The sequence below is a fragment of the Burkholderia sp. AU44665 genome (assembly GCF_030504405.1).
Taxonomy (GTDB): Bacteria; Pseudomonadota; Gammaproteobacteria; order Burkholderiales; family Burkholderiaceae; genus Burkholderia; species Burkholderia semiarida.
The window spans coordinates 64241-85708 of sequence record NZ_JAUJRI010000017.1 but is presented as its reverse complement, the minus strand read 5'-3'; the positions used below and the strand labels follow the sequence as shown (position 1 = coordinate 85708).

Below are 21468 nucleotides of genomic sequence, written 5' to 3'. Positions count from 1 at the left end.
CGAAGCCGGCCCGCTGAGCCGGGCCCTGATGCGTGCGCCTTCGTCGGTCGTCCGGGCGCCGTAGTGGCGGCCGGCGGCACGCCGGGTGCGTTGCACCTCGACGTCGCACCGATTGTGGGTGCGGGGTGCACGGGCGAGCAAACGATATTTCCGAACAGGGTGATGCGGGATGATCATCAACTGCTGTCGCGGCGCGACGCGTCCGAGCACCCGTCCACGAGCTTTGGAACCGTCCGATATCGGAGCACGAACGGACGCGGCTGCCCGACTGACTTCTTGCGTTTTGGGAATGAAGTCGTGAGTTAATATCAATAGCGGCCCGACTTGTGGCCATCGACAATGTGTTTCATGGATCGTGCCTCGCGAGGCCGGGGCGCGCCGTCCGGCCGGGCTTTCGGCGGCGGCGCAGCGCGATGCGCCGGATGGCGCATCGGGCCCGCCGCGCGGCGCATCCGCTTGCACGAGGCGCTCGAACGCGCTCCAATCGAATCACGCGGGCGGCGCTGCCGCCGCACCGATCAATCTGTCCCTGAAGAGGAAGTGATGCAATTCAACGACATTCTTGCCGCGCTCGACATCGATCTCGCCCAGTGGAAAGGCAATGCGCTGACCGCGCGTTCGCCGCTCGACGGCGCGACGCTCGCGACGCTGGCCGTCGACACGCCCGCCGACGCCGAGCGCAAGATCGACGCCGCGCACGACGCGTTCCTCAAGTGGCGCACGGTGCCGGCGCCGGTGCGCGGCGAACTCGTGCGCGTGTTCGGCAACGTGTTGCGCGAGCACAAGGCCGAACTGGGCCGCCTCGTCACGCTCGAGGCCGGCAAGATCACGTCGGAAGGGCTCGGCGAAGTGCAGGAAATGATCGACATCTGCGATTTCGCGGTCGGCCTGTCGCGCCAGCTTTACGGCCTCACGATCGCATCGGAGCGCCCGGGCCACCGGATGATGGAAACGTGGCACCCGATCGGCGTGTGCGGCGTGATTTCGGCGTTCAACTTCCCGGTCGCGGTGTGGGCGTGGAATGCGGCGCTCGCGTTCGTGTGCGGCGATTCGGTCGTGTGGAAGCCGTCCGAGAAGACGCCGCTCACCGCGATCGCTTGCCACGTGCTGCTCCAGAAGGCGCTTCGCGAGTTCGAGAAGACGCATCCGGGCGTCGCGCCGGCGGAGCTGAGCCAACTGGTGCTCGGCATGCGCGATGTCGGCGAGGCGCTGGCGGCGTCGAAGAAGGTGCCGGTCGTCAGCGCGACGGGCAGCGTGCGGATGGGCCAGGAAGTCGCGAAGGTGCTGAGCCAGCGCCTGGCACGCGGCATCCTCGAACTCGGCGGCAACAACGGGATGATCGTCGCGCCGAGCGCCGACCTCGATCTCGTCGTGCGCGCGGTCACGTTCGCGGCGGTCGGCACGGCCGGCCAGCGCTGCACGACGCTGCGCCGTTTGATCGTGCATCGCAGCCTCGTCGAGCAACTGCTGCCGCGCATCGAGAAGGCCTATGCGTCGGTGAAGGTCGGCAACCCGCTCGAGGAAGGCACGCTGGTCGGCCCGCTGGTCGATCGTGCGTCGTTCGACGCGATGCAGAAGGCGCTGGCCGATGCGCGCGAGCAGGGCGGCGAAGTGCAGGGCGGCGAGCGCGTCGACGTCGGTCATGCGGATGCGTACTACGTGCGTCCGGCCATCGTGCGGATGCCGCAGCAGTCGGCGGTGGTCGAGCGCGAGACGTTCGCGCCGATTCTGTACGTGATGGTCTACGACAACTTCGACGACGCGATCGAGCTGCACAACGCGGTGCCGCAAGGCTTGTCGTCGGCGATCTTCACGAACGACATGCGCGAGGCCGAGCAGTTCATGTCGGCGGCCGGCAGCGATTGCGGGATCGTCAACGTGAACATCGGCACGAGCGGCGCGGAAATCGGCGGCGCGTTCGGTGGCGAGAAGGAAACGGGCGGTGGGCGCGAGTCGGGTTCGGATGCGTGGAAGGCGTATATGCGCCGGGCGACGAATACGATCAACTACAGCCGGCAACTGCCGCTGGCGCAGGGGGTGAAGTTTGATGTTTGATGCACCGTGTCGTGAACACGTATCGTGTGCTGACTGTACATAGCGACTGACAATACGTCGGTCTTCAGGTTTAGCGGAAAAGCCGGCCAGAGTGCCGGCTTTTTTATTTTGGCGGTATTGATTGGCTCGTGGGTCTATAGAGTAGATCGACTGGTGGTGGGTACATATAGATCAGCTAATTCAGGACCGTAAGACGTGGGTCAGACAAGTACGGAATTGTTTTCCGTGTTTCGTATATGTATGAAAATTAAGCGTTTGCTTGTTTTCTTTCAATTCTTTCTATATTTTTGAGGGGTCGATGTGGCTTTGAGGGACGTAAATTAAGGCCGATTGTAGGGTGAGGCCTCTTTGCGAGTATAAGAATTCTGGCGAAGCAATCTATGAATGAATTGAAAGGCCTTCTGAGGTATTACCGCTACTGTCCGCGAATGTTGGCTTTGCATTTCGTCTCCGCTCTGATGGCATGGTTTGCTCCCGATGACATATTGGTGCAATACCAGACGCTCGGAAGGTTTGTGTCCTATATGGCGAATATATTTCCAGTTATAGGGGAAGCGATTGAGAGGTCGGTGTTTCCTGAGGTGACCGGATTGTATTTTGCGATCATGTATGTGTTTCTGCCGCTGAGAATCATTGATTCAACTAGGGCATTTTATGCGGATAGGGATAGGACATTTGAAATAATTAGAGGATTTTTCTGGAAAAGAATTTTTGCTTCAATTGGAGTCGTTATTTTCTTTGGGTTTGGGATCGTGGCGGTATTGTTTGGTCGGCCGTACTATGAAATTAACATCATTCCTATTTCAAATTCTAGATTTTTTCTTGGGCTTGTCGGGCCATTATTTGCGGGCGGTGTTGAGGCATTCGGTGTTGCAGTAGGTTTTGTATGGGTTTTTATTTTTGTCTCATGGGTGTCGTCGAAAATGAGGGGGTAAAAATGGCACGGAATGAACCCGATAAGCCGGGCCGCGGGCGCCTCGCCGGGCCTGGGCGTGCTTGAGCGACGGTGCTCTTGCTGACGAACGTGCCCTCGTTGGCAAGACCAGATCGAATCTATCGACCACCTCGCTGGTTGACCAGTGCCGGTAGATTGCTAGCGCGATGACCAGCCACACCAGTTGTTCGGCCGGTAAGCACCGCCGACGAATGCCGGCCGCGCCCGCCGCTTCGATGGCCTGTTCGATCCAGTTATGTGGCAGATGCTTTGCTGAGTCGACTGAGGTCGGCAGGTGCGGTATCCAGTAGAAAGGTCAGGTGGTCGTTCAGCATCGCTGACCAAGTTAACAGTTTGCCGCTCCGTTTACAACTCCAACGATAAATTTACTACTCCAACGATAAAACAAAATACCTTTCAGGTTTTAACTGAACGGCATTGCTGCCACAGCGCCGGCTTTTTTGATTTTTTGCGGTATTGATTGGCTCATGGGTCTATAGAGTAGATCGACTGGTATTGTGGATGTGTAAAGGGCAGCTAATTCGGGGTTGTAAGGCGTGGATCAGACAAGTACGGAATTGTTTTCCTTGTTTCGTATGTGTATGAAAAATTAATCGTTTGCTTGTTTTATTTCAATTCTTTCTATACCTTTGTGGTGTTGTGCTCGGTGACGGGTAAGGTACGGCAGAAAACGGATTTTCATGTGGTTTTTGGGATGACATTGATATTTCGAATTATGAAATTACGCGAATCTGAGCAGAAAGAAGTATTGGCGTCGAGCGATTGATGAATGAGTAAGAGCTGGTTGGGGTGCCTTTAATATGGGTCGCCAATGTTGAATGGATTGGAAAGTAAAATTAATGGGACGTGACTTAATATTGAAAAAGGAAACTGATTCGAATGAATCTCGAAGTATTGTTGGTGAAATAATTGGAATTTATAAATTCAGTCCGGTTATTCTGGTATTGCATGTCGCCGGTGTAATCGTAGCTTGGCTTGCGCCGGAGGATGTGCTGGTGCAATGGCCCTTTCTGGATGTGATTGTAGCCGGCGTCGGCAAAGTATTTCCTTTGATATTCGGTGCTGTTGAAAAGTCAAAATTCCCCGACGTCACTGCACTCTATTTTGCGCTGATGCTTGCCGCGTTCCCTTTTAGGCTTCTGGTCGGATTTCGCTTGCTTTATGCTGGTCAGGCTAAGGGGAGGGAAACGTATGAAAGATTGTCGATGGCAGGGAAGGCAAAGGTAATTTTTGGGGCTCCGTTTTTCCTTTTATGTGGGATTTTTGTTTTGGTTGAGGGGTATTACTACGAATTTAATTTCATTCCAATTAGTGAGTCTCGATTGTGGCTTGGCTTGGTGGGGCCATTGTTCGCCGGCGGTGCTCATATTATGTGTATTTCTCTAGGTCTTAGTTGGATTTGGTTTTTTATGACCAGAATTTTTTCATCGAAAGAGGAGTGATTCATGGCTTGGCATGAACTTGATGAGTGGGACGCGTTGGGGGCTGCGGGAGAGAGTGTAAAGCAGGTGTTGGAAAAAATTTCCATTCATGCCGGGCACATTTCCACCAATGCGGTCAGATTGTCTGTCGACGCAGCCGCGCGTGCCGAGTACTCACGGATAATGTGGCAGAACCTTGACGAACTTAGCACTGCGGTGATTCGAGGGTTGGATAGCGTTGACCGTAGCCGCCTCGACGCCCAGCTAATCGCACGTGTAGAGGCGATGAGATCGGAGTTGGCTAAGGCACGGTCGTTTACAGCGATTGCGACGGAAGCCGATAGCATAGCAAAAGGTATTCAGGGGATCGGGGCACGGCTGGGTAGTCTCATTTCCGCAGCGCAGCTACTTTGGGTTCTCAAGGATCCAAACGCGTCATCGTACGAAGTTGGCGGTGTTGCGATGGGCGTGTTGGGCGGCATTGTCGCGGCGGTTTTGTGGCCTGTCACCATATCGGGAGTTGTCGGGGGCATTTTGACTATTGGAGTCGGCGTGATCGGGGGCGCGACGGCGAAGTTCGGTTGGGAGAAATACATCGCTCCGAATGTCTTCGATTGGAGCGAGAGCAACAGCCCTAACTTCCGGCGGGAGTTGTCACACACTATCGACCGGCTGATGGGAGTCTCGTCGTCGAATGTTTCTGTTAAAGACTCTTACGTTGATGGCGTATGGGTTACCACGACTTATAGTAATGGCGTCCGAATCGAGGTTGCCAACCTGCCATATAGGGATCAGGCGCCTGGATTTGAGGCGGGAAGTGTTAGCGTCGGTGATCGGTGGGTAGGGTATTCGACAAAAGTCACTACTCCCGATGGAAAGGGCGGCAGCGTGATCGAATATATTGGGCAATCCGGCGTGGTGACTTCAGTCAACGACCGGGTTATTCGCTATGTATCGGGCGAAACCACAATCGAGTTCGGCGACAATTTCACGACCACGAAGACCGACGCCAACTGCGACGGCGTCTTCGACAACATCAAAACAGAAACCCACCTCGGTAACGGCGCCAGCGTAATCCGCGAAGACACCAACGGCGACGGCGTTACCGACCGCAATTTCGTCGTAAACGGCGGTCAGCGCTACGACTTGTCCAACGTCCGCGATGCCGCCTTTGCCGACAGCCTGCTGTCGCGATATCGCGCCACCGGCCTACTGAGCGGCACAAGTTATCTGGATCTGAGCCAGATTATTTCGCGAACCCTGACCTTTGGCGGAAAAAACGACTACGGGTTCACGATGCCCGCAGGCTGGCAAAACCCGATCGGCGCATTCTACGAAGCGAAAAGCGCCGCACTGGACGCGGCAGTATCGATTGCAAACAAGACCCCCGTACTGCTCGACGCGCAGCGGCGTCGCCTGAGCGCGGCAGCGCTTGGATCGCTTGACGCCAATCGCGACGGCAAGCTTTCAGGCGCGGAATTGAGCGGGCTGCAAGTCTGGGTCGACACCAATGAAGATGGCATCGGCGACGCGGGCGAATTTCAAACACTCCGGCAGGCAGGGATTTCCGAGATCCGCGCTATCGATTACGACCTTCTGACCCGCGGCAACGCTTGGTATGCGGCAGGCTCTGCCGCCGCGCCGTGGAAGGGGAGCGACGTTGCGGGCCAGCCCGGAAGAATCTATCTGGCGCCGAGCGTACCGTTTTCGAACTATCGGTGGTTGCGCGACAACGACAATATTTACTGGGTCAACGGCGGCAGAGACTTTATCTTTTTCGGCCCGAATCAAATCAAGGTCAACAACAGCAATCGAACCTATCTCGTCGGAACCGACGGCAACGACGTATTCGATGCGAACTACTACGCCGCATACGGTCACTGGATCAACAGCGGCCTGCTCGTGAACTTCCTCGCCGGCGGCGGCGACGACATCATGGGCGGCAGCAGCCGCAACGACAATTTGTGGGGCGGCACCGGCAACGACACGCTGTTCGGCTATGACGGCGACGACAGACTGTACGGCGAGGAAGGTGACGACGAACTCAACGGCGGCGCCGGCAACGACGTCCTCGACGGCGGGATCGGCAACGACAGGCTATTTGGCCAGGCCGGCAACGACATCATGAACGGCGGCGACGGTGACGACATCATGATGGGCTTTACCGCATCGAACGAAAGCAAGCAAACGCTGGCCTGGGGCGAAACGGATGACGACGTCATGTACGGTGGCGCCGGCAACGACCGGATGTGGGGAGGCCTCGGCCACGACTACATGGACGGTGGCGACGGAGCGGACTTCGTGAGTGGCGGGGACGGAAACGATACGGTCTTCGGCGGCGCCGGGAACGACGAACTGCATGGTGACGCAGGCAACGACCAGCTACTTGGAGACGCCGGTAACGACCGCATCTTCGGCGAAGCCGGCGACGACGTGCTCTGGGGCGGCGATGGCGATGACGTGCTGGTCGGCTTTACCGCCGGCAACGATGCGAAGCAAACGTTGTCGTGGGGTGAATCCGACAACGACACGCTGTATGGCGGCAACGGCAATGATGCGCTGTACGGCGGTTTGGGCAACGATTACCTCGACGGCGGCAACGACCACGATTTCCTCGACGGCGGAGATGGCGACGACCGGCTCTTCGGTGGGGCGGGTAACGACGAGTTGAACGGCGGCAACGGCAACGACGCGCTTTCCGGTGAATCCGGCAACGACAAGATTTTTGGCGGTGCAGGCAACGACACGATCTGGGGTGGCGACGGCGACGATATTCTCGTCGGCTTTACGGCCAGCAATGACGCGAAGCAGTCGCTGGCCGCATGGGAAACCGACGACGATACGATCTACGGCGGAGCCGGAAACGATCTGATCCTCGGCGGTCTCGGCAACGATCTGCTCCACGGCGACGCAGGCAACGACGAAATTCAGGGGGGCGACGGCCACGACCGGCTTTACGGCGGCGACGGCGACGACCGACTGTTCGGCCAGGTCGGAAACGACATCCTGTACGGCGGCGCCGGCGACGATTTGCTGGTGGGTTTCACCGGCGACAACGAGGCGAAGAGGACGCTAGGCCCCGGTGAAACCGACGATGACTATCTCTACGGTGGAGAAGGCAATGACACGCTGCTCGGCGGTCTCGGCGACGACTATCTCGACGGTGGGGCCGGCGCGGATCACATGGAAGGCGGCGCGGGCAACGATACCTATATCGTGAACAGCGTCAATGACGTGATTCTCGAATACGCAAACGAGGGTTACGACACGGTCATCAGCAGCGCAAACTACATTCTCAATGCCAATATCGAAGAATTGAGACTCGTCGAAGGCTTCAACATCAACGGCACGGGCAATGCGCTCGATAACCGGATCGTCGGCAACAGCGCAGACAACATCCTCGATGGTGTCACCGGTGCCGATACGATGATCGGCGGAAAGGGCAACGATACCTACTACGTCGACAATGTCGGCGACCGTGTCGTCGAATTCGCCGGCGAGGGTATCGATACCGTGCAGAGCAAGATCAGCTATACGTTGGGCGAACACGTCGAGAACCTGAACCTGCTGGATTTCGGCAAGCCGGAAAAAGGGCTTGTCGACGGCGTGGCTGTTCACGTGTACGGGTACCCGAAGGCCAACGAGCTGGATTACATGCAAGGCGATGCGGTTCCGACGTTCCAGGGAACGTGTGCGCTGACCTCGATCGCGAATCTGTTGACGCAGACCGGGACGCCGACGACTGAGGGAGACGTCGTCCGGCGCGCAATCGACAATCAATGGGCCGTCACCAGCCCGGCGGCAACGGATTACCAGCGAGGCGGGTCGAATTACGTTCAGCAACAGGCGCTGCTCAAGAGTTACGGTATTGCAAACAATCTGCTTGCCGGCTACGACGAGCATGCGGTTGCGAATCTCGTGCGCAGTGGTCGTGGCGTGATACTCGCGCTGAACTCGGGGCGGCTCTGGGAGGACAGCGCTTATCTCGATGGCGGTGGCGTGAATCACGTCGTCACCGTGACGGGCGCGGTCTACGGAGACTCTGACGGCCAGCTCAAAGGCTTCTATATCGCCGACTCGGGCCGCCGGCGCGTCAGCGACATGACGCGCTACATCAGCCTTCAGGAGTTCCGGGCAGCCGCCAACGTACCGAATGCCTACGCGATCTACACGGCCGAAGCGCTGAAACTGTGGAACGAGGACATCGACGGCACGGGTAACGCACTCGACAACACGATCATCGGCAATCGCGGTAACAACGTGCTGGATGGTGGTGCCGGCAACGACATCCTGGTCGGCGGCTTGGGCAACGATACCTATCGATTTGGCCGCGGGTCCGGCCGCGACACGATCCGGGACGACGACGAAACGCTCGGCAACAACGATGTGATCAGCATCGGGGCTGGTGTATCCGCGGATCAATTGTGGTTCCGTCACGTCGGCGACGATCTCGAGATCAGTATCCTCGGCTCCAGCGATACGGCTACGGTTCGGGACTGGTACTCGGGATCACGCTATCAGATCGAGCAGATCCGCTTGGACGATGGTCGGACGCTCGTCAACGCCGATGTCGAGAAGCTGGTACAGGCCATGGCGGCATGGTCGCCGCCGGCTGCAGGAGCGGTAACGCTGCCCCCTGAGCATCAGGCCGCGCTTGCGCCCACGCTGGCGACAAGCTGGCGCTAATTCCCGTTCCCGAACGTCCATCCGTCCGGTTGCACATTAGTGCGACCGGACGGCCTGCTGCCGGCCGTATCGCATTTCCTTCCTCGCCACGTATTCCCTCCATGGACAGTTCCAATTTCCGGCCTCAGGCGTCGTTTCCGACGCAGGATGTCGACTCCGGTCTCGCCGTCGTTCTGACGATGGCGAGCCTGCACGGCATCGCGGCCGACGAAGCCGCGTTGCGACATGAATTTGGTTTCGATCGTTTCGATACTCAAACAATCCTGCGAGCCGCGCGTTCGCTCGGCATGACGGCCCGGGTCGTTCAACAGAACCCCGAACGACTGGATCGGGCGCCTATGCCCGCGGTCGCACGGATGAAGGGTGAAGGCGGCTATTTCGTGGTCGCGCAGTATCAGGCCGGGGATGGAACGCGCGCGCCTCGAACGCTTGTCCAGTTTCCGGGTGAGGCGCCTACCGTGCTGACGCGCGAGCGTCTTTTGGAAATCTGGACGGGAGAGCTCATCTATTTCACGAGCAGGAGCAGCATTGCGGGCACTCTGGCGCGCTTCGATTTCAGCTGGTTCATTCCGGCAATCGTCACGTATCGAAAGCTGCTGGGCGAGGTCCTCGTGATTTCTCTGGTGTTGCAATTGATTGCGCTTGCCACGCCGCTCTTCTTCCAGGTGGTGATGGACAAGGTGCTCGTCAATCACGCGATGAAGACGTTGAACGTGATCGCCGTTGGGCTGATTTGCGCGACGCTGTTCGAGGCGGCGCTCTCGGGGATACGAACGTGGGTCTTCGCGCATACGAGCAGCAAGATCGACGTCGAACTCGGCGCGCGGCTCTTCCGCCATCTTTTGGCGTTACCGCTGGCGTGGTTTCAGGCGCGCCGTGTAGGCGATTCCGTCGCCCGTATTCGCGAGCTGGAGAACATTCGCGCGTTCCTGACCGGCAACGCCGTGACGCTGGTGATGGACCTCGCGTTTTCGTTCGTTTTTCTCGGGGTGATGCTCTGGTACAGCGCGTGGCTCACGTTGATCGTCGGTGTTTCGATTCCGCTCTACGTATTGTTGTCGGTCGTGTTTACGCCGATCATTCGGCGGCGTCTGAACGAAAAATTCAATAAGGGCGCCGAGAATCAGTCGTTCCTCGTTGAAACCATCAGCGGAATCGATACGGTCAAGGCGATGGCACTCGAGCCGCGCTGGACGGACCGATGGGATCGTCAACTGGCCGCTTATGTGAGTGCGGGACTGGCGGCGACCAACGTTGCCACGATTGCAAGCGGCGGCGTGACGTTGATCAGCAAGCTGGTGACCGCGGCGATCATGTGGCTGGGCGCCACGCTGGTGATCGACGGCAAGTTGACGGTCGGCGAGCTCGTCGCGTTCAACATGCTGGCCGGGCAGGTATCCAGTCCGATACTGCGTCTCGCGCAGTTGTGGAACGACTTTCAACAGGTGGGGATTTCGATGGGGCGCCTCGGGGATATCCTGAACACGGCGCCCGAAACCGCAGCGAAAAAGACGCGTGTACCCCGTCTCGACGGGGCGATCGAGTTCGACCAGGTATCGTTTCGCTACCGGCCGGATGCAAGCGATGTCATCCGGCAGATCTCCGTCAGGATCGCGGCGGGGGAGGTCATTGGAATCGTCGGCCGCTCCGGGTCGGGCAAAAGCACACTGACCAAGCTCGCGCAGCGGCTATACGTGCCGGATCGCGGGCGAGTGCTCGTCGACGGGCAGGATATCGCCGTGATCGATACGGCGAGCCTTCGCCAGCAGATTGGCGTCGTTTTGCAGGAAAACACGCTGTTCAATCGTTCGGTACGGGACAACATCGCGCTGGCTCGACCCACTGCGTCGATCGACGCGGTGATCGATGCCGCGAGGCTGGCCGGCGCACACGAGTTCGTCTGCGAACTTCCGGAGGGGTACGACACACTCGTCGGCGAGCATGGCACCGGACTCTCGGGTGGCCAGCGGCAGCGCATCGCCATTGCCCGCGCATTGATGACCGATCCACGCATCCTGATATTCGACGAGGCGACCAGCGCGCTCGACTACGAATCCGAAGCCGTCATACAGGCCAACATGCGCGACATCTGCGCGCGACGCACGGTATTGATCATTGCGCACCGGCTCTCGGCGGTGCGCGATGCCGACCGGATTCTCGTGATGGATCGCGGGCAGATCGTGGAAAGCGGTACGCACGACACACTGCTGCGCATGCGGGATGGCATCTACGCACACTTGTATTCGCTGCAACAGGGCGGCCGCGACGTAGCGGAGGCACGGACATGAGCGTGCTGCAGCAGGCAGAGGCCTGGCGTGAACTGGTGGGGCGTTACCGCGACGTCTGGCGTCACTGCTGGAAGCGACGCCATCGGATGACGCTGCCGGCATTCGACGCGAACGAGGCCGAATTTCTCCCGGCGGCGCTGTCGGTCCAGGCGGCGCCTGTCTCGCCGGCAGGCCGGTGGGTCGCGCGCATACTCATCCTGCTCGTGATGACGGCGATCGTCTGGTCGTATTTCGGGAAAATCGACATTGTCGTCGACGGCGGCGGCAAGATCATTCCATCCTCCCGGACCAAGACACTGGCGGCGGTCGAAGTGGCGAGCGTCAGAGCGCTGCACGTGCGCGACGGCCAGATCGTGAAGACGGGCGATGCGCTGATCGATCTCGACACACGCGTGATCGACGCCGAACGTCAACGGGCGGACGGCGACCGGCTGAATGCGGTACTGCAGGTCGAGCGTGCACGGGCGTTGATCGACGCGATCGACACGGGGCGACAACCTCGACTGGCGGATGTGGAGGGCGTGTCGCCCGAGCGGCGGCGCGAGGTCGAGCGACACCTGCTGGATCAATGGCGCGATTTCGTCGCGCGGCGGGACCGTCTCGACAGCGAAATACACAGGTACGGCCAGGCCGCTCCGCTTGCGGCGCGTCGTGCGGACGATTACGCCAGGTTGATGAAGACCGGTGACGTTGCGGAGCACGCGTGGATCGAGGCCGAGCAGCAGCGCATCGATATGGCGGGACAACTGGCGGATGCTCGTCACCAACGCGCGGCGCTCGTGGCAGAGACGCGAAGGAATACCCAGGATGCGCTGAACGATGCGCAGCGTATCGTGGACGCGTCGTCGGGCGACATGCGGCGAGCGGAGGCACACGGGGAACTGCTGCGCCTGACCGCGCCGATCGACGGAACCGTCCAGCAGCTCGCCGTCCACACCATCGGGACGGCGGTGCCGGCCGCGCAGCCGCTGATGCAGATCGTGCCGCGAGAGGGGGCGGTAGAAATGGAAGCATTCGTCGACAACCGGGATATCGGCTTCGTCAAGGAAGGGCAGGCCGCCAGCGTGAAGATCGACGCATTCGAGTACACGAAATACGGCACGGTGTCGGCGACCGTGAGTCATGTCTCGCGCGATGCGATAGACGACGACAAGAAGGGGCTCGTCTACTCGGTCAGGATCATGCTCGATCGTTCGGCGCTGATGATCGACGGTCGCGAGATCGCACTGTCGCCGGGTATGTCGGGCAGTGCGGAAATCAGAACCGGCACGCGGCGGGTAATCGAGTATGTGCTGTCGCCGTTGCTGCAGCATGCACGGGAGAGTTTGCGTGAGCGCTAGGAGCTTGAAAGATCGCGCGCGTCCGTGGATCTTCGGCCTGATGTTGGTTTCGATTGCGTGCAATGCCGAAACACGCTGGATTCCGGATGGCCTCGCCGATCCGCTGCTGACCCGTCCGCCGGTGCTGGATGCGGGGAAGCGATTACCGGGCGATGACGCGCCAGTTGTGTGCGCTTCGTCGACTGACCCGGCGAAGCCGCTGACGATTGGTGATGCGGTCGATCTTGCGCTATGCCACAACCCCCGTATCCGAGCGGCGTGGGCATCGATCAAGATCCAGGCCGCTGCGGTGGGTGAAGCCAGATCGGCATGGCTCCCCACTATCAGCGGATCGATCAGCCAACTGACGACATATAGCCGGTATCCCGATGCACCGTCGATGAATACGCGCGGTGTCGGTCGAGCGTCGAACGCGACGTTGAACTGGCGGCTACTCGACTTTGGCGGGCGGGCTGCAAACGGCGCGGCGGCGCAACAGCTGCTGACGGCCGCGCTGGCGAGCCACGACGCAGCGATGCAAAAGGCGGTCGCGGATGTCGTCGGGAGTTATTTCGATGTTCAGAATGCTCAAGCCGCGTTTGCCGCGCGTACCGAATCCGCGACCTTGGCGGAATCGACGCTGCGTGCGTCGCGTAAGCGACTGGCCATGGGCGTTGCATCCCGAGCAGACGTATTGCAGGCGGAGACGGCGTTGGCCAAGGCATTGCTCGCTGCCCGGCGAGCGGGCGGAGAGGTCGCGCGGGCCCGCGCCGAACTGGTCTTTGCGACCGGTCTGCCCGCCGGCACGCGGGTCGAGGTCGAAGAGGCAGTCGTACCAGTTGCGCTGGACGCGGAGCGCCAGCTAAGCGACTGGCTTCGCGCGGCCGAAGGTTCTCATCCCGAGATTCGTGCAGCGCGAGCCAAATGGGAGGCTGCACAAGCGAAGGTGACGACTGCACGGTCAGAGGGTATGCCGACGCTGGATCTGAGCGGCACGTTGTCCCGGAACGGCTACCCGAATCAGGGGCTGCAGTCGGTGCGGGCGACGCAAACCAGCATCGGCCTGACTCTGACGATTCCGTTCTTTGACGGTTTTTCCCGCACGTATCGGATTCGCGGCGCGCAGGCTCAGACCGAACTGGCACAGGCACAGCTTCACGATACGCAGCAGCAGATTCTGCGTGACGTGCTGAAGGCTCACGCCGATGCGGAGACGACGGCGGATAACCTGGGAGCGTCGGCACGCTTGCTGGCTGCCGCGGAAGCGGCGCTGACATCGGCGCGCAATCGTTACGCGTTCGGCGCAGGCGATATTCTGGAACTGCTGTCGGCGCAGGCGGCGCTTGCCGATGCCCGCCAGGAACGGGTGCGAACGCTCGCCGAATGGGAGGCGGCACGGCTTCGACTGCTTGCCAGCGCCGGCATCATCGGACGATGGGCATTCCGGTAGGACTGGAGACGGCCATCGCGGTAGCTGCAGTACGCGACCGGCCGTCTTTGTTCACTTCTCTTCCGCCGGCATGTTCTGCACGACCAGCATCTGCGGGCTCGACAGCGTAATCCCCGCCGCGCGCAACTGCTTGAGGATCTCGAACAGCAGATCGCTCTTCGTCGAACTCGCGATCCGCGGGCTCGACACGTAACCCGTCACGCTCAGCGTGATCCCGTCCGGCGCGAGCTGGCTGAACGTCACCGACGGCGCCGGTTTGTCGAGAATCGCCGGGTGCGCGCGATACGCATCGAGCAGCAGGTCGCGCACCTGTTCCGGATCGGTGTTCAGCGGGAACGTCAGCACCAGCGTCGCGACACCCTGCGTGCTGTTGCCCATCGTTACGTTGCGCACGTTCTGCGAGATCAACTGCGAATTCGGCACGATCACGGTCGAGCGGTCGCTCAACTGGATCTCGGTCGCGCGCACGTTGATGCGGCGGATGTCGCCTTCGACGCCCGCGATGCTGACCATGTCGCCCACCTTCACCGGGCGCTCGGTCAACAGGATCAGCCCCGACACGAAGTTCTTCACGATTTCCTGCAGGCCGAAGCCGATACCGACCGACAACGCGCTGACGATCCACGCGAGATTGCTCCACCTGACGCCGAGCAGACCGAGCGTCATCAGCACGAGCAGCACGTAGCCGACGTTGGTGAACAGCGTGATCAGCGACACGCGCATGCCGGTATCCATGCCGAGCGCGGGCATGAACTCGCCGTCGAGCCAGCGGCGCAGCGAGCGCAGCAGGTAGAAGCCGATCGCGAACCCGATCACGGCGTTCATGATCCGGTCGGGCATGATGTTCAGGCTCTGCAGCCGCTGGCTGCCGATCATCGCGACCGCGCTGTCGAGCAGGTCGCCGGGCGTCGTGCCGAAGCCGCCCGTCAGCAGCGCGATCGCCGCGATCAGCATCAGCAGGCTCGTGCCGAAGCCGGACAGGACCGTGCGCGCCTGATCGAGGTGACGGTCTTCGAGCGCGAACAGGTGCTTGATCTGCTGGCCCGTCGACAGGCTCGACGAGAACAGGCTCTCGCTCGCGTCGCGCGTCAACTGGATCAGGATGTAGGTCGCGCACAGCACGATCTCGAACCACACGAGCTCGTACGTGATGAAGCGCGCGACCGTGATGTAACCGATCAGGAGTGCGATCAACGATACGACGATCGCGAGCGTGACGCCGGCATGGATCAGGCCCGCGAGCGTCGAGCGTTGCTCCGGCGCCTCGCCTGCCGCCGCGAGTGCGGCACGCGCGCGGTTCGCGCGCAACAGCGACGCGCCGACCGTCAGCGCGACGACGAGCGATACGATGCCGCGGCCGAACAGCGTGACCGACAGGCTGGTGTCGACGATCCGGTTGATCGATTCGAGCGTACCGGATACCAGCAGCAGCGCGGCGAGGATGCTGGGGAACGGCTTCATCGCGAGCGCGACGGGATCGGCGAGCGCGGGCAGGCGCCACGACGGGTGCTTGGTGCAGAGCAGCGCACGGCCGAGGCCCGCGATCAGCGCGCAGGTCGCGGCGAGCTTCACGAACTGGTCCCACAGATCGGTCAGCGACGGCGTGAGCTCGTAGCGGCGCGCGACGGCGAGGTAGAAGATCTGCACCGCAATCGCCGTTGCCAGGAAGGTCGACAGGGCGGTCGACAGCGCCAGCGCACTGCGCCGCAGGCGCGTGGGCGGCAGGCGGTTCAGCGCGACCCAGGCGAGCCCGCGCTCGATGAGCCGGCGGCCGCCGAGCCATGCCGCGAATGCGGCGATCAGCAGCATCGCGGTGATCGTCCGCTGCCCGGGCACCCACGACGAGCGCAGCATGTCGAACAGTTCGCCGTTGAAATCGTCGAGTCGCTGACGGTCGTCCGGCGCCAGGTGGAACAGCGGCAGCCAGAACTGCGCGCTGAAGATGCTGCCCGAACGGAACGCGAGCTGGTTCTTCAGCAGGCTGCGGTGCAGCTTCGCGAATTGCTCGGTCAGGTTCGCGAGGCTCGCCTTCTGGTCGGCGGCCTGCTTCAGCGCGGCGTCGATCTGCGTCTTGCGCGCGTCGAGCGTGGCCCGCTGCTTCGCGACGGCGGGCGTTTCCGGCGCGGCGCCTTCGGCCGGCGGCGGCCCGAGCACGTCGAGTTGCGCCTGGACCTGCGCGCGTTGCGGCGTGAGATCGCTCTGCAGTTTCGCGACATCGGCGCTCAGTTCCTGCGCCGAATCGTCGAGCGCGTCCAGCTCCTTGCTGTTGGACGTAGTCGAAGTCTGCTGCTTGATGCGGTCCAGCTCGGCCTGCATCTGCTTGAGCTGCGCGACCGCGTCGGGCAGCGAGATGGCCGGCTCGGTTGCGCCGACGCCGCTCGCGACAGGCGCGGACGCGGCCGCCGGAAACGCCGAGGCGGTCGCGATCGCCGCGAACTGCAGCAGCGCGATCAGCACGATCCGGCGGGCGTACAGGGATAGTCGTTGTATGGACATGGAATGCTTACGATTTGCCGACAATGCCGATTGCCGAAAGGCAGCCGGAAGCCGGTAGTTGGCCCGGTAGCATGTTACCGGGGCGCGGAACGCGTGGTTGTACCGATTGCGTCTTGCCGTTCGCCGCGATTTTGGCGGCGCGTGCCTGCGCGAAACGGCGCGGCAGGCCCGTATTGCCGGGCTTGCGCCGCCGGCGGGCGGGGGAAGGCGGCGCTGCAACGCCGAGCTGACGCGCGTTTCGGCTCTGATACACGGTTACGCAATTTACACATTATCCGGCGCGGAATCGGGCATCGATTCGGTTCGGTGCCTGTATCGCAGCCGACTTGCCGGTTCGCACCTGCGCGAAACGGGCGTGCCGGTACAATGCAGCGATTCGCCCGGCGGCGGTTCGACGGTCCGCCGGACGACAACACACAACACGACACGATCAGGAGACGCGCCCAAGATGGCCTCAACGGACAGCCTTCCGCAGGCACAAGCCCCATCCCCCTCCATCGACCCCGGCTCCATTTCGGCCCGCCTCGACCGCCTGCCGCCGACGCGCAGCGTCTGGAAGCTCGTCGTGCTGCTGAGCCTCGGCTTCTTCTTCGAACTCTACGATCTGCTGTACAGCGGCTACGTCGCGCCGGGCCTCGTGAAAAGCGGCATCCTTTCCGCGACGACGCACGGTCTGTTCGGCACCACGGGCGTCGCGAGTTTCATCGCCGCGCTGTTCTCGGGGCTCTTCATCGGCACGATCGCGTGCGGCTTCCTCGCCGACCGCTTCGGCCGCCGCGCGATCTTCACGTGGTCGCTGCTGTGGTACACGGCCGCGAACGTCGTGATGGCGTTCCAGGACACCGCGACCGGGCTGAATTTCTGGCGCTTCGTCGTCGGTCTCGGCCTCGGCGTCGAGATGGTGACGATCGGCACGTACATCTCCGAACTCGTGCCGAAGCAGATCCGCGGTCGCGCGTTCGCGTGCGAGCAGGCGGTGGGGTTCGTCGCGGTGCCGGTGGTCGCGTTTCTCGCGTACCTGCTCGTGCCGCACGCGCCGCTCGGCCTCGACGGCTGGCGCTGGGTCGTGCTGATCGGCGCGCATGGCGCGCTGTTCGTGTGGTGGATCCGCCGCGAACTGCCGGAAAGCCCGCGCTGGCTCGCGCAGCAGGGCCGGGTCGACGAAGCCGACCGCATCATGCGCGCGCTCGAGGCGAAGGTCGAAGCCGAATACGGGCGGCCGCTGCCGCTGCCCGCGCCGGCCGAACCCGTGCCGCCGCGCGGCAGCTTCCGCGACATGTGGGTGCCGCCGTATCGCAGCCGCACGATCATGATGACGATCTTCAACGTGTTCCAGACGGTCGGCTTCTACGGTTTCGCGAACTGGGTGCCGACGCTGCTGATCAAGCAGGGCATCACGATCACGTCGAGCCTGATGTATTCGAGCGTGATCGCGCTCGCGGCGCCGATCGGCCCACTGATCGGCCTCGTGATCGCCGATCGCTTCGAGCGCAAGTCGGTGATCGTCGCAATGGCGGCGGCGATCGTCGTGTGCGGGCTGCTGTTCAGCCAGACGACGGTGGGCGCTTTCCTGATCGTGCTCGGCATCGGCCTCACGCTCGCGAGCAACATCATGTCGTACAGCTTCCACGCATATCAGGCGGAGCTGTTCCCGACGTCGATCCGCGCGCGGGCCGTCGGTTTCGTCTATTCGTGGAGCCGCTTCTCGGCAATCTTCTCGTCGTTCGTGATCGCGGCCGTGCTGCGCGGTTTCGGCACGTTCGGCGTGTTCGCGTTCATCGCGGGCGCGATGGTGATCGTAATGGCCGCGATCGGAGGGATGGGACCGCGCACGAAGGGTATCGCGCTCGAAACCATCTCGAAGTAGTGGGCAGGTGCGCACGCGTGTCGCGCGGTTCGTGCGACATGCGTGCGATGTGGTCGAGGTTCTGAGTTCAGATGGACGGGGCGTTGGAATGATTGGTTGACCGAATCGATCGAACGGCACGAGCCTGCCATGCAACGAACGCGCAAGTGGAAACGAGTTGAAACAAAGCGTGACGAAGCGCAATTTCACGGGAAATCGCGGTTTTCGTCGCTGCCGATTCACGCACCGACGAGTAAAATGGAGGGCCTGACGACTCATTAGCCGCCATCGGAGCGCCCGCGTTGCATCAGCGAACGGCTCCGCCGCGAAGAGGCGTCGGCGCCGGGCGCGCGCGATGCGCCGGACGTGTCGATGGCTTGCGCGGAAGATGCGCCGCTCGCACCAGCAGCATGCGGCGGCGGGATCGGCCGATGGCCTCGAACGTATGATTCTTGCCTATTTGACGCGGCGCTTTGCGAAGCCGCGTTGCCTCGATCGCGCAGTCGCCGCATCCGTGTGGCTTGCTGCCGCAGTGTCGATTTCCGTGCTCGCCGAGCCGCCTGCCTTTGCCGCGTCCGACGCTGCGCCGTCTGCCGCGTCATCCTCGTCCTCATCCTCACCCGCTGTGCCGCCTGCTTCGGCGCCCTCCGGTACGCATCCGGCTTCGTCCGCGCATGCGGCGCCGGGTGCATCATCGGCGGCAGCGCCGGCATCCGCCGCGTCACACGTGAATCACGCGGAACCCGCGGGCGCGGCATCGGGTGCGTCGGCCGCATCCGCGGCGTCGGCCGCCGCGCCTGCATCGGCCGCATCCGGCACGCCCGCCAGCGAGGCCGAGCCGCCTCCGCCCACTCCGCCGCGCCGGCATCCGCCGATGTCTGCCGAGGAAGCCCAACGCGCGACGACGCGCGCGCTCGACATCCGCAAGCGATTCACGCAGGAAGTCACGCGACGCCTGAACGTGCCGGCGAACGAGCAGCGCGCGTACGGCGAGCGGCTTCAGAAAGCACTCGCCGATGCGGACCTCGGCGATCTCGCGGGCGAATACGTCGTGATGGTCGATCGCGCGCCGAACGTGCAGGCGCTGTTCATCTACTTTCGCGCGACGCCGGCCAATGCGTGGCTGATGATCGGCGCATCACCGGTCGGCACCGGGTTGCCGGGCCAGTACGACCATTTCCTGACGCCGCTCGGCGTGTTCCATCACTCGCCCGATACGATGGATTTCCGCGCGGAAGGCACGACGAACGAGAACGGTATCCGCGGCTACGGCCGCCGCGACATGCGCATCTACGATTTCGGCTGGGTGGACGGCGAGCGCGGCTGGGGCAAGGGCGGCGTGTCGCCGATGCGCTTCCAGATGCATGCGACCGACCCCGACCGGCTCGAAGCGCTGCTCGGCATCCGGCATTCGAAGGGCTGCGTACGGATTCCCGCGTCGCTGAATACGTTCCTCGACCAGCACGGGCTGCTCGACGACGACTATCAGGCACGCGTAGAGGCCGGCAAGTCGCTGTGGGTGCTGCGTCGCGATCGCGACATCACGCCGATCGCGGGCCGCTATCTGGTCGTGATCGACAGCGCGCGCAAGACCCGCCCGGCCTGGTCGCCGATGCCGGGGCGCGGCGCGTGGTCGAAGCTGCCGAAGGGCGGGGACACGGCGGATTGACGGCCCGTTCGCCGAGCGCGGAAGGCGTGAAGATGAGAATAAATCCGTTTTATTGACATATAAGGAAAGCAAACTTTTATTATCCGATCCGGGTTCGTATAGTCGTGCCCAGTTTCGCGGAACCCTGCCGCGCCTGGACCCTCATCGACCACACGACCCGCATGAAAACTCTCTACAAGCTCGCTCCGCTCGCGATGCTCGGCGCCTTCGCGACCCATGCCGGTGCGCAAAGCAGCATCACGCTGTACGGTCTCATCTCGGCCGGTGTCGGGTTCGCGACGAATCAGGGCGGCAAGAACGCGTGGCAGGCGCTGTCCGGCACGAACCAGAACCCGCGCTGGGGGCTGAAGGGCAAGGAGGATCTGGGGCAGGGGCTGTCCGCGGTCTTCCAGCTCGAAAACGGCTTCAACGTGATGACGGGCACGGCCGCGCAGAATGGCCGCGAGTTCGGGCGCATGGCGTACGTCGGGCTCGCCGATCGTACCTACGGTTCGCTGACGTTCGGCCGCCAGTACGACGCGATCCACGACTACATCGGGCCTGTGATCATCGCGAGCAACGGCGTGAACATCGGCGACAACGACAACGGCTACAACGACATTCGCGTGCAGAACTCGGTGAAGTACGTGAGCCCCGTCTACTACGGGCTGAAGTTCACCGCACTGTACGGCTTCAGCAATGCCACCGGTTTCGCGAACAACAGCGCGTACAGCCTCGGGCTCGGCTATGAGCGCGGCCCGCTGCGCTGGAGCGCGGTCTATGCGCAGTACAACCATCCGTACAGCGCGACGAACCAGGACGGCGCGATCGCGAACGACTATGCTTCGCCGCTGCTGATCTTCAGCAAGAGCGCGATGTCGCCGGCCGCGTACGCAAGCCGGCAGCGGATCGCGGGCACGGGCGGCTTCTACACGATCGGCCGCGCGCAGTTCGCGGCGATGTTCACCGACGTGCGCTACGATTACCTCGACAATTCGCACCTGCACCTGCAGAACCTGGGCGTGAACGTCGTCTACACGATGACGCCGCAGCTCTTTCTCGGCGCCGCGTATGCGTTCACGAACGGCAAGTACGACGTGATCGACAAGCGTCCGAAATGGCATCAGGTGAACCTGCAGGCCGATTACTTCCTGTCGAAACGCACCGACGTCGCGCTGACGGTGATCGTGCAGCAGGCGGCCGGCGACGCGGATCACGCGCAGATCTTCGCGTATGCGCGTTCGACCGGCACGCGCCAGATGATGGCGACGCTCGGTGTCCGGCACGTGTTCTGAGCGCCCGAC

Annotated in this window: 11 protein-coding genes and 1 pseudogene; 10 read left to right on the top strand and 2 right to left on the bottom strand. The window is 62.1% G+C overall.

Going from position 1 to position 21468, the window contains the following annotated elements:
• Nucleotides 1-543: 543 nt before the first annotated feature.
• The gene (locus QZM15_RS26280; RefSeq protein ID WP_302107550.1) at nt 544-2055 is read left to right on the top strand and encodes an aldehyde dehydrogenase family protein; all 1512 of its coding nucleotides are present in this window, start codon (nt 544-546) and stop codon (nt 2053-2055) included.
• A gap of 380 nt (nt 2056-2435) precedes the next feature.
• The gene (locus QZM15_RS26275) at nt 2436-2990 is read left to right on the top strand and encodes a hypothetical protein (protein WP_185716553.1); all 555 of its coding nucleotides are present in this window, start codon (nt 2436-2438) and stop codon (nt 2988-2990) included.
• Between the two features lie 55 nt (nt 2991-3045).
• Here the strand turns inward: QZM15_RS26275 and QZM15_RS26270 are convergent.
• A pseudogene (locus tag QZM15_RS26270) lies at nt 3046-3324 on the bottom strand (transposase domain-containing protein); the annotation flags it as partial.
• A gap of 504 nt (nt 3325-3828) precedes the next feature.
• Between QZM15_RS26270 and QZM15_RS26265 the strand changes: the two are divergent.
• The 5 genes from QZM15_RS26265 (at nt 3829) to QZM15_RS26245 (ending at nt 14174) form a co-directional block, all read left to right on the top strand.
• Nucleotides 3829-4452, top strand: a complete 624-nt coding sequence (locus tag QZM15_RS26265) for a hypothetical protein (protein ID WP_302107549.1) — start codon at nt 3829-3831, stop codon at nt 4450-4452.
• 3 nt (nt 4453-4455) lie between these two features.
• Complete coding sequence (locus tag QZM15_RS26260) at nt 4456-9117, top strand: calcium-binding protein (protein ID WP_302107548.1); 4662 nt, start codon at nt 4456-4458, stop codon at nt 9115-9117.
• Nucleotides 9118-9218: 101 nt separating this feature from the next.
• Nucleotides 9219-11405 (top strand): type I secretion system permease/ATPase, encoded by a 2187-nt coding sequence (locus QZM15_RS26255; protein WP_302107547.1) that lies wholly within the window; start codon nt 9219-9221, stop codon nt 11403-11405.
• Nucleotides 11402-12745 (top strand): HlyD family type I secretion periplasmic adaptor subunit, encoded by a 1344-nt coding sequence (locus QZM15_RS26250; protein WP_302107546.1) that lies wholly within the window; start codon nt 11402-11404, stop codon nt 12743-12745. Before QZM15_RS26255 ends, QZM15_RS26250 begins: the two co-directional genes overlap by 4 nt.
• Nucleotides 12717-14174 (top strand): TolC family protein, encoded by a 1458-nt coding sequence (locus QZM15_RS26245; protein ID WP_059575535.1) that lies wholly within the window; start codon nt 12717-12719, stop codon nt 14172-14174. Before QZM15_RS26250 ends, QZM15_RS26245 begins: the two co-directional genes overlap by 29 nt.
• 51 nt (nt 14175-14225) lie before the next feature.
• Here QZM15_RS26245 and QZM15_RS26240 read toward each other — a convergent pair whose 3' ends face one another.
• Nucleotides 14226-16670, bottom strand: a complete 2445-nt coding sequence (locus QZM15_RS26240) for a DUF3772 domain-containing protein (protein ID WP_124658425.1) — start codon at nt 16668-16670, stop codon at nt 14226-14228.
• A 448-nt stretch (nt 16671-17118) separates the two neighbouring features.
• Here QZM15_RS26240 and QZM15_RS26235 point away from each other — a divergent pair, with 448 nt between their 5' ends.
• From QZM15_RS26235 to QZM15_RS26225, 3 genes are all read left to right on the top strand, one after another.
• Nucleotides 17119-18537, top strand: coding sequence for an MFS transporter (locus QZM15_RS26235; protein WP_124658426.1), 1419 nt, complete (start codon nt 17119-17121; stop codon nt 18535-18537).
• 334 nt (nt 18538-18871) lie between these two features.
• A complete protein-coding gene (locus tag QZM15_RS26230) occupies nt 18872-20185 on the top strand; it encodes a hypothetical protein (protein ID WP_124863225.1) in 1314 nt (437 codons plus the stop codon).
• 161 nt (nt 20186-20346) lie between these two features.
• A complete protein-coding gene (locus QZM15_RS26225) occupies nt 20347-21459 on the top strand; it encodes a porin (protein ID WP_124863227.1) in 1113 nt (370 codons plus the stop codon).
• Nucleotides 21460-21468: the final 9 nt, after the last annotated feature.

Bases quoted from the DNA above. Each gene is read 5' to 3' on its own strand.
- QZM15_RS26280 (WP_302107550.1), top strand. From the start codon at position 544: ATGCAATTCAACGACATTCTTGCCGCGCTCGACATCGATCTCGCCCAG.
- QZM15_RS26275 (WP_185716553.1), top strand. From the start codon at position 2,436: ATGAATGAATTGAAAGGCCTTCTGAGGTATTACCGCTACTGTCCGCGA.
- QZM15_RS26265 (WP_302107549.1), top strand. From the start codon at position 3,829: ATGGATTGGAAAGTAAAATTAATGGGACGTGACTTAATATTGAAAAAG.
- QZM15_RS26260 (WP_302107548.1), top strand. From the start codon at position 4,456: ATGGCTTGGCATGAACTTGATGAGTGGGACGCGTTGGGGGCTGCGGGA.
- QZM15_RS26255 (WP_302107547.1), top strand. From the start codon at position 9,219: ATGGACAGTTCCAATTTCCGGCCTCAGGCGTCGTTTCCGACGCAGGAT.
- QZM15_RS26250 (WP_302107546.1), top strand. From the start codon at position 11,402: ATGAGCGTGCTGCAGCAGGCAGAGGCCTGGCGTGAACTGGTGGGGCGT.
- QZM15_RS26245 (WP_059575535.1), top strand. From the start codon at position 12,717: ATGCACGGGAGAGTTTGCGTGAGCGCTAGGAGCTTGAAAGATCGCGCG.
- QZM15_RS26240 (WP_124658425.1), bottom strand. From the start codon at position 16,670: ATGTCCATACAACGACTATCCCTGTACGCCCGCCGGATCGTGCTGATC.
- QZM15_RS26235 (WP_124658426.1), top strand. From the start codon at position 17,119: ATGGCCTCAACGGACAGCCTTCCGCAGGCACAAGCCCCATCCCCCTCC.
- QZM15_RS26230 (WP_124863225.1), top strand. From the start codon at position 18,872: ATGCGCCGGACGTGTCGATGGCTTGCGCGGAAGATGCGCCGCTCGCAC.
- QZM15_RS26225 (WP_124863227.1), top strand. From the start codon at position 20,347: ATGAAAACTCTCTACAAGCTCGCTCCGCTCGCGATGCTCGGCGCCTTC.